Source organism: Parabacteroides sp. merdae-related_45_40, assembly GCF_001915675.1.
Genome location: NZ_MNQY01000079.1, coordinates 381 through 9,021, shown reverse-complemented (window position 1 = coordinate 9,021; position 8,641 = coordinate 381). Strand labels below are relative to the sequence as shown.

The 8,641-nt window shown below is 47.9% G+C and carries 6 protein-coding genes and 3 tRNA genes; 3 read left to right on the top strand and 6 right to left on the bottom strand.

Annotated elements, in window-relative coordinates; genetic code table 11:
- Positions 1-51 precede the first annotated feature (51 nt).
- On the bottom strand, positions 52-2,469 hold the full coding sequence (locus BHV83_RS10680) for a TonB-dependent receptor (protein WP_122206061.1): 2,418 nt from the start codon (positions 2,467-2,469) through the stop codon (positions 52-54).
- 89 nt (positions 2,470-2,558) lie between these two features.
- Between BHV83_RS10680 and BHV83_RS10675 the strand changes: the two genes are divergently transcribed.
- On the top strand, positions 2,559-3,293 hold the full coding sequence (locus BHV83_RS10675; RefSeq protein WP_122206060.1) for an SDR family NAD(P)-dependent oxidoreductase: 735 nt from the start codon (positions 2,559-2,561) through the stop codon (positions 3,291-3,293).
- A 66-nt stretch (positions 3,294-3,359) separates the two neighbouring features.
- The gene (locus BHV83_RS10670) at positions 3,360-5,015 is read left to right on the top strand and encodes an amino acid permease (protein ID WP_122206059.1); all 1,656 of its coding nucleotides are present in this window, start codon (positions 3,360-3,362) and stop codon (positions 5,013-5,015) included.
- A 322-nt stretch (positions 5,016-5,337) separates the two neighbouring features.
- Here BHV83_RS10670 and BHV83_RS10665 read toward each other — a convergent pair.
- From BHV83_RS10665 to BHV83_RS10650, 4 genes are all read right to left on the bottom strand, one after another.
- Positions 5,338-5,421 (bottom strand) — tRNA-Leu (locus BHV83_RS10665).
- 9 nt (positions 5,422-5,430) lie between these two features.
- Positions 5,431-5,512, bottom strand: a tRNA-Leu gene (locus tag BHV83_RS10660).
- Between the two features lie 53 nt (positions 5,513-5,565).
- Positions 5,566-5,638, bottom strand: a tRNA-Gly gene (locus tag BHV83_RS10655).
- Positions 5,639-5,737: 99 nt separating this feature from the next.
- Positions 5,738-6,508 carry an SGNH/GDSL hydrolase family protein gene (locus BHV83_RS10650; RefSeq protein WP_005635819.1) on the bottom strand — a complete coding sequence of 257 codons (771 nt, stop codon included), beginning with the start codon at positions 6,506-6,508 and terminating at the stop codon, positions 5,738-5,740.
- A gap of 110 nt (positions 6,509-6,618) precedes the next feature.
- Here BHV83_RS10650 and BHV83_RS10645 point away from each other — a divergent pair, with 110 nt between their 5' ends.
- On the top strand, positions 6,619-7,503 hold the full coding sequence (locus tag BHV83_RS10645) for an NAD(P)-dependent oxidoreductase (RefSeq protein ID WP_122206058.1): 885 nt from the start codon (positions 6,619-6,621) through the stop codon (positions 7,501-7,503).
- Here the strand turns inward: BHV83_RS10645 and BHV83_RS10640 are convergent.
- Positions 7,486-8,274 (bottom strand): aspartate dehydrogenase domain-containing protein, encoded by a 789-nt coding sequence (locus BHV83_RS10640; protein WP_046451457.1) that lies wholly within the window; start codon positions 8,272-8,274, stop codon positions 7,486-7,488. The two genes, BHV83_RS10645 and BHV83_RS10640, sit on opposite strands and share 18 nt — an antisense overlap.
- Between the last annotated feature and the right edge of the window lie 367 nt (positions 8,275-8,641).

Here is an 8,641-nt window from a genome sequence, read left to right as displayed (position 1 = left end):
AAATTCGGAAGTGCTTTCTTCTTCATTTTTCATTTTCAATTCTTAATTTATTTAGTGGTTCGTTCCTTCAAACAAATCATGATCTTCCTTTTTCTGAGAACTTTTGGCCTTGAAGTTATTGAACGTATAACTAAGCGTAAGCGTAATAAGCGGATAGCTGGGACGGATTCGTGTGATGGACTGCAGGTCGGATGTGATGATCTTACTTACATACCGAGCAGAATTGAAAACATCCCGGAAAGAAAGCGTAGCCGACAACCGACGGTTCATCAACTGCTGGCGAACGGCGAGATTCACATACCAGAAAGCATCCGTACGCCCTTGGGTTGTAACGGACGGACCGACAAAATTGCCGTCCACCTGGATACGGGTATATTTAAAGACATCGAAAGAGTTGTTCCACATGACATCGTAGTTCGTACTTGTCTCATTTTCACCGCCGGTTTTATACCGGTTCTTTACCTTATAATGATACAGGCTGCCGTTCAGGTTCATATTCCACCAGCGGGTAAGCTGTACCTGTCCGCTCAATTCGATACCGGTCGAATAGTCGTGTCCGACATTCGCCATCGAATCCAGTGTCACACCAGCCTCATAGGGGACACGCAAACGCTCGATCTTATCCTTGCGGTTCCGGTGAAACACTGTAGCTGAAACCGTATGTTCACCGATATTCTTCTTATAATTCAACTCAAAAGAATTGATATATTCCGAACGGATATCCGGGTTACCGATCTCGGCCGAATAAAAATCCCGATAGGTGATATACGGCTCCATGAAAAAGAGTTCCGGACGAGTGATACGGCGCGAATAAGAAACCAATAGCTTATGTTCCTTCGGAAACGTATAGCCCAAATGAAGAGAAGGGAAAAACTCGAACTTATTATATGTACGATCCTTGCCCGGAATCGAGCTTCGCAGGACACGATGCGTATGCTCTCCCCGCACACCCACCTGAAAATCGAATGATTTATAGCTGTCAGCAACGATTGCATAAACCGAATTGATGCCATGCTGGAAATAGAATGTGTTATAGATATCGTCCCGGTTATAAAACTCTTTCTTTACCGGGTCCCAGAAATGCATCGTGTAGTCGCCGTCTTCCAAATAAGAGAAATATTGGTAACCGCCTTCGATCCGTCCCGTCTTGCTGTAAGGATAAATATAGTCCAGGTTACCCCGTACCGTCCAGCGATGCTCATCTTCCCAAGCACGATGTCCCTTTTCACGCTCGTTATTCTTATTAAAAAGGTCACTCTGGAAATATTCCATCGCATTACCTCCGTATTTCAGATAGAAACTGCCCATCAACTGATGTCCCTTATCGTCGAATTTATGATCGAAACCGATTGTTCCCTGGAAATAGGTTTCATGCAGATCGTAATCGTCACGACTATAATAATCGCCTTCACCGAAAGTAGCCCCGCCTGCCAGGCGTTTTTCCTTATAATCCAGATCACCGTTGCGCGTACGCCCGCCATAACCGCCTTCAAAGTCGGCATTCAACGTCGTATGGGGCAATGTGTACATCCACCCCGCCTTCATCGAATAGTTGAAGTTGTTACTTTTACGCGGTCCGTTGGAATGGGAGGTCGTTGCCGTGTCTGAGATAATAGTCGTCTTCTCCTGATCGAAATCGCTCTTGCGCAGGCGGTCACTCCACCCACCGCCCAAATACCAACGCGAAGCCTTGTTCTGCTGAGACACCAGAAAATCCACCCCACGCGAAAGGACCGTACTTCCCGTCAGGTTCACCATACCGCTAAAACCATGTTGGGCGTGTTTCTTTGTTACGATATTGATGATCCCTACATCTCCTCCCGTATCGTGACGGGCCGAAGGTGTGGTGATGATTTCTATATTCTCGATATGCCCTGCGGGTATCTGCTCCAAAGCCTGCGTACCGCTGAACACGCTCGGTTTGCCATCTACATAGACCGTGAAACCGGTACTTCCACGAAAACTGACTTCACCTTCGGCATCCACACGTATGGAGGGTGTATTCTCCAGGATATCGACAGCCGATCCGCCTCCGGCAAGCAAGTTTGAAGAGGCTTCGATTACTTTCTTGTCCAATTTATAAATCACTTGCTTTTTCTGTGCTACGACTTCGACTTCCGCTAATCCCACCTCCAAAGGTTTCATCGCAATCGTTCCCAAATCTACCGCTTTCGAAACCGCATCCAAAACAATACCGGGACGGTTATACAGATCGTAACCGACCAGGCGCACCAAAAGGTTATACTTTCCATCTTTCACATCGGCTATGCGAAACGTACCGTCACGATCGGGTAAAGCATGAAACACTGGATTAACATCTCCTTCACGAAAAAGGAGGACATCAGCAAAATCAATCGGTTGGTTGTTATTGGCATCGACTATTTTCCCTTTTATACGGAAACCAGGGGCCGCCACGGCCGAATAGCTAATACACAATAAGGTCAACAAGAGACAAAAACACTTCTTCATTTCCTACATTGGTTTGTTAACAACGCCACGAAGATAGGATTTTCGTACGAAAGAAATCGTATATTTGCATATATAAATCACCATTTAGCATGGCATCAGCAAGAAAAATCATCATCATTGGAGCAACTTCAGGCATCGGATACGAGATCACTCAACTGTACCGCAAGCAGGGATGGAGGATCGGGATTGCCGGACGGCGGACGGAATTGCTCGCAAAAATCCGGTCGGAAGCACCTGACCAGATCGAAACGGCACAAATAGACGTAACTTGCCCGGACGCCCCGGAAAAGTTAGCGGAATTAATCGATAGAGTCGGCGGAATGGATGTATTCTTGCTTAGTTCCGGAATCGGCAGCCAGAACCGGAACCTAAATTCCGATATTGAATTGTCTACCGTCCAAACAAATACAGTCGGTTTCACCCAAATGGTCATTTCCGCATACGATTACTTCAAAAAACATGGCGGCGGCCAATTAGCCGTGATCAGTTCCATCGCCGGGACAAAGGGATTGGGAGCCGCTCCCTCCTATTCCGCAACCAAGCGCTACCAGAATACTTATATCGAAGCACTCGACCAACTGGCACAGATGGAAAAACTCCCGATCGTATTCACGGATATCCGCCCCGGATTTGTAAAGACCGATCTGTTGAAAAACGATAAATACCCGATGCTGATGCCCCCGCAATATGTTGCCCGAAAAATAGTAAAGGCGATCGAACGGAAGAAACGACGCACCGTAATCGACTGGAGATATGCCGTTTTAGTATTTTTCTGGAAGTTGATTCCCAGCTTCGTATGGAGGCGGTTGCCCATTCACAATTAGCATTTGTATATCATCCGGGCAATCCCTACCTTTGTGCCCAAATTTATAACTATGCACAAATAAACGATGGGATTATTCATTAAAAAGCCTTTGGAGGCCCTGCAGGCCGAAGCCAATCAAACAGGAAGTAAATCATTAAAACGAGTATTAGGCCCTTGGAGCCTGGTCGCACTCGGCGTCGGGGTTATTATCGGAGCCGGCCTTTTCTCCATAACCGGAACAGTCGCCGCCGGATATACAGGACCAGCCATTACACTTTCATTTGCCATTGCAGCAATCGGATGTTGCTTTGCCGGACTTTGTTATGCAGAGTTTGCTTCGATGATTCCAGTTGCCGGGAGTGCCTATACATACTCATACGCGACGATGGGCGAACTGATCGCTTGGATTATCGGTTGGGATTTGGTTCTGGAATATACGGTTGCCGCGACAACGGTCAGCATCAGTTGGAGCCGTTATCTCGTCGTCTTTTTGGAAGGGCTCGGAATCGACCTGCCGACCGCTTTTACCGCCTGTCCCTGGGATGGAGGGATTGTCAATATCCCAGCATTCCTGATCGTTGTCCTGATGAGCCTCTTTCTGATCCGCGGGACGGAAGGAAGTTCTATCTTTAACGGAATCATTGTCTTTCTGAAAGTGTCGGTCGTCCTGATATTCGTCTTTTTAGGATGGAAATATATCAATACGGACAATTACATACCTTATATTCCGGCAAACACCGGCACGTTAGGCGAATACGGGCTATCGGGTGTCCTACGCGGAGCGGCCATCGTATTCTTCGCTTTCTTAGGTTTCGATGCTGTCAGTACGGCTGCCCAGGAAGCCAAGAACCCCAAAAGAGATATGCCGATCGGAATCCTCGTCTCATTGCTCGTTTGTACCATATTATACATGCTGTTCGCCCACGTCATGACGGGCGTAGCCCATTATTCCGAATTTGGCGGCCAACAGGGAATCGCTCCCGTAGCAATTGCGATCGAACATATGGGAGAAGTAGATGCTTCGGGTGTGCTTCATCCGGATTACCCTTGGATGAACAAGGCAATCGTCCTTGCCATCCTATTCGGATATTGCTCGGTCATCATGGTGACGCTGTTAGGGCAGAGCCGCGTTTTCCTCAGCATGAGCCACGACGGTCTATTACCTCCGTTCTTTTCACATATCAATGAAAAGTTCAGAACACCCGCCCGCAGCAATCTGCTGTTCATGGTACTCGTCGGTTTGCTGGCAGCTTTCGTTCCGGCACGCCTGGCCGGTGAAATGACCAGTATCGGAACCCTTTTCGCCTTCACCCTGGTTTGTGCCGGTGTGCTTGTGGTCAGAAAGACAATGCCCGATGTGCATCGCGCCTTCAAGACTCCGTTGGTTCCGTTCGTTCCGGTTGCCGGGATCATCACTTGCCTGTGCATGATGCTTTTCCTACCGGCCGACACTTGGATACGGCTGGTGCTATGGATGCTGATCGGGCTGGATATTTATGCGTGCTACGGCATCAAGCATAGCAAACTGGAATACAATCAGGCGAACCGCCACGGTCAGCTGGCTCTGAATATGATCGGGATCGTCCTTGCCATCCTTTGTGTGATCACGGGACTCTGGCATCAGCAAACCGTCGGTTGGGAAGAAAGTAAAGTCCTGCTGATCATCTCTTTTGTTTTCGCTTTTACGCATCTGGGCTTTTACATGGTCCGGATATGGAAACAAACAACAAAGGTTTTTTAATCATTTTTTATACGAACCCGAACAGACGTTGTTTGTATAATAACAAAAAGATAATTAAATTTGCAGAAATGGTTCTACAGTGTAGAACTTACATTAATCAAACAAACTATTCCTAAGTTTAAGGTATTAGTCTACTTCAGTTTGTTTTCATATGAACTGATTTGGTATAACCTCATCTACATGTGAATGTGGATGAGGTTTTTTCATCATAATCTGTGAACCACCTTCACCGATCACGGAATAGTGAAGCCCAATCGGCTGCTTGAATAAAAAAAATCCATATAACCAGCTTTTGAAGCTAACTATATGGACTATCTGTATGTACGCAGGATGAGACTTGAACTCACACGCCGTAACCGGCACTACCCCCTCAAAGTAGCGTGTCTACCAATTCCACCACCTGCGCGAGAAAAGGTGCCCAGAACAGGACTCGAACCTGCATGCCTCTCGACACACGCACCTGAAACGTGCGCGTCTACCAATTCCGCCACCTGGGCCTTTCTTCAGTACATTAAAAAAGCGGCCTCATACCGCGTCTGTTACCGATTAGAGCGGAAGACGGGACTCGAACCCGCGACCCTAACCTTGGCAAGGTTATGCTCTACCAACTGAGCTACTTCCGCGATAACGGGTGCAAAGATAGAGGTATTTTTTTATTTTCCAAAACCTGACTGCACTTTTTTGCACTATTTTTACAGCCTGCACCCGCTCAAAATCATATCTTACTTTAATCCAGTCGCTTCCATCCACATGTTTGCCATCAGCTGGCGACCGGGTAAATCGGGATGCACACCGTCATTCGACCAATAACGTGCCGGAGCCAGCTTCACCGCTGCATCGAAACCCGACTGGAAGGGAACGAATATGGTATTGAATTCTTCCGACAGTTTACGGGCAGACTTGCGGAATTCATCGAACATCGGATACCATTTGGAATCTTCTATAGCCGCCCCGTCACGCAAAGTGAAGGGTTCGCAAAGGACTATTTGCGTATTCGGGAGTTTCTCTTTCGTATATTTCAACAAAGCACGCAGATCGTTTTCGTATGTCTCGACCGTTCCTTTATAACCATGCGTCAACGTATGCCAATAATCATTCACACCGATCAGGATGCTCAGGACATCCGGCTGGAAAGCAAGACAGTCGATCTCCCAGCGTTCACGAAGTTGATAGACTTTATTGCCGCTGATGCCGCGATTGTAAATCTTCGGCTGCAAAGCCGCTTTCCCCTCCAACAACTGCGTAGCGGTAAAGAGCACATAGCCACTACCGAATTGTTCCATCGTATTGCAACGGTTACTATTCCTGTCGCGACCGCAGTCCGTGATGGAATCTCCCTGGAACAGGATCACACAATCCTTTTTCAGATTAATCTTCGGAGCATGTACGGATGTATTTTCTTTAACAGCGGCTTTTGCGATCTCCGGGATCATCAGGGCACTGAACCCTGCCAACGCTCCCTTTTTAAGGAAGTCTCTTCTGGAATTCTTCATGGGTAGAAATAAGTTTATTTTATTACATTGATTGAATTGAATACAAAGATAGAAACTTTACAAAAAAACGTATCTTTGTTTCTTCATATTTTCAAAAAGAATAATTTGCCATGTTTAGTAAAATAGTAGCGATAGAGCCGGTCAGTTTGATCCCGTCTGCAGAAGAAGCATTGCACACGTTTGCAAATGAAGTAGTGATGTACCCCGATATTCCGGCGGATGACGAGGAGATCGTCCGTCGCATCGGCGATGCCGACGCGGTGCTGCTGAGTTATACTTCGAGTATCCGCCGCGAGGTAATGGAAAGATGTCCCAATATCAAATATATCGGCATGTGCTGTTCGCTTTACTCACCGGAAAGCGCCAACGTCGATATCATTTATGCCAACGAGCACGGTATCAAGGTCACAGGTATCCGGGATTATGGAGATGAAGGAGTAGTCGAATATGTCATCAGCGAACTGGTACGCTGCTTCCACGGGTTCGGCCAGCCGGCCTGGGAAGGCGAGGTTCGTGAGATTACCGGGCTGAAAGCCGGTATCATCGGTTTGGGCAAGTCAGGCGGCATGATTGCCGATGCACTCCGGTTCTTCGGTGCGGAAATATCTTATTTTGCTCGCAGCGAAAAGGAATGGGCTCGTGAGAAAGGGTACCGTTTCCTTCCCTTAGACCAACTGCTTGAGCAAAGCGAAGCCGTCTTCTGTTGCCTGAACAAAAACACCGTTCTGCTGCACGAGGCCGAATTCCGGAAGTTGGGTGATAAGAAGATACTGTTCAACACAGGACTGTCTCCCGCCTGGGACGAGGAACCGTTCGTCAAATGGTTATCGGGCAATAACCTTTGTTTTTGCGATACCGTCGGCGCCTTGGGAGGTGCTCACCTTTTGGAGCATCCGCATGTACGATGCGTACAGGCCTCGACAGGCCGCACCCGCCAAGCGTTCGACCGTCTGAGCGAAAAGGTACTGGCCAATCTTTCAGAATACAACGGGTGAAACGATATTAAGCAGGGTGTTCACAACCGACCATCCTGCTATCTCGGCCGTCGCACTGTACACATCCACGACGGCATGTACCTGGTCGTTCCTGATCTCCACCCGCTGGGTGTCCCCCTTAAATCCGGGAGTCGACTGTATGGTCACCTGCATGGCTTCCGGACCGACAGAGGCACGTGAGGCGGCTACCGTGACATTCACTTTCGTAGGGAACAGGCGGATGGCTTCCACCGCATTGCCGGTAAACACGACTTTCTGTTCTTTCTGCAAAGCCTCCTCATAGACCGGTGTTCCTTTTAAGGCATCAGGTCCCTTTTCATTGTAGAAACGGGCAGTCGCCTTCCCCATCAAGGCTGCTGTGCGCAAGACATCGAACCCTCCGGTAGCTCCCGAAGCGATATAGATACGTGTCCCGTTCTCCTTGGCCGTTTCGCATACTTCCCGGTAAAACGCATCATCGGCCAGCGCACCGATCGAAAGGGTCACGATAGAAGTCCCGTTCTTCAACGCCGGAACAGCGAACTCCCGAAGAGCGGCCGGAGAAGCCGTCTCCACCAGTATATCGGGTTTCAAGGCCAGCAACTCATCCGCCGTAGTACAGACGGCACAGCTTTTCCCTGCCTCTGCCATCCGACCGGCAATACGTTCCGCCTTGGCTACCGTACGCGAATAGACTCCCACCAACTCATATTCGGGCAACAACCCTTTGACGACAGCTTCCGAAACGATTCCGGCAAGCCGTCCGCATCCTGCTATTACAAATGTTTTCATGCTTACAAAAGTACATAAATACTTCCGATTTCCATGCTTGAGCATGAAAGAAAAGGGAAACAAACTACTCAAACACAACAAAGCAATCATTAAAATTGATAGCCACCTTCTCGAACTGATTAACAAGTGCCATGCCTATATTGCCTGCGTATGGCACAAGTTTATCGCCTTCAATCGTCACTACCATATCTCGGAATTCCAAGCTCCTTCCGCCAAAAGAGAGCGCCCCAAAAAACTCTGATAATCCAACTCTTTTCCATCTTGAAAATGTCTTTTATATATGATTATGGCAAATATAGGGGAAACGTAAATCGTAAGGGACTGTTTGCGTTAAAAAACAGGAACTCCACTGGATTATAATCAGAAA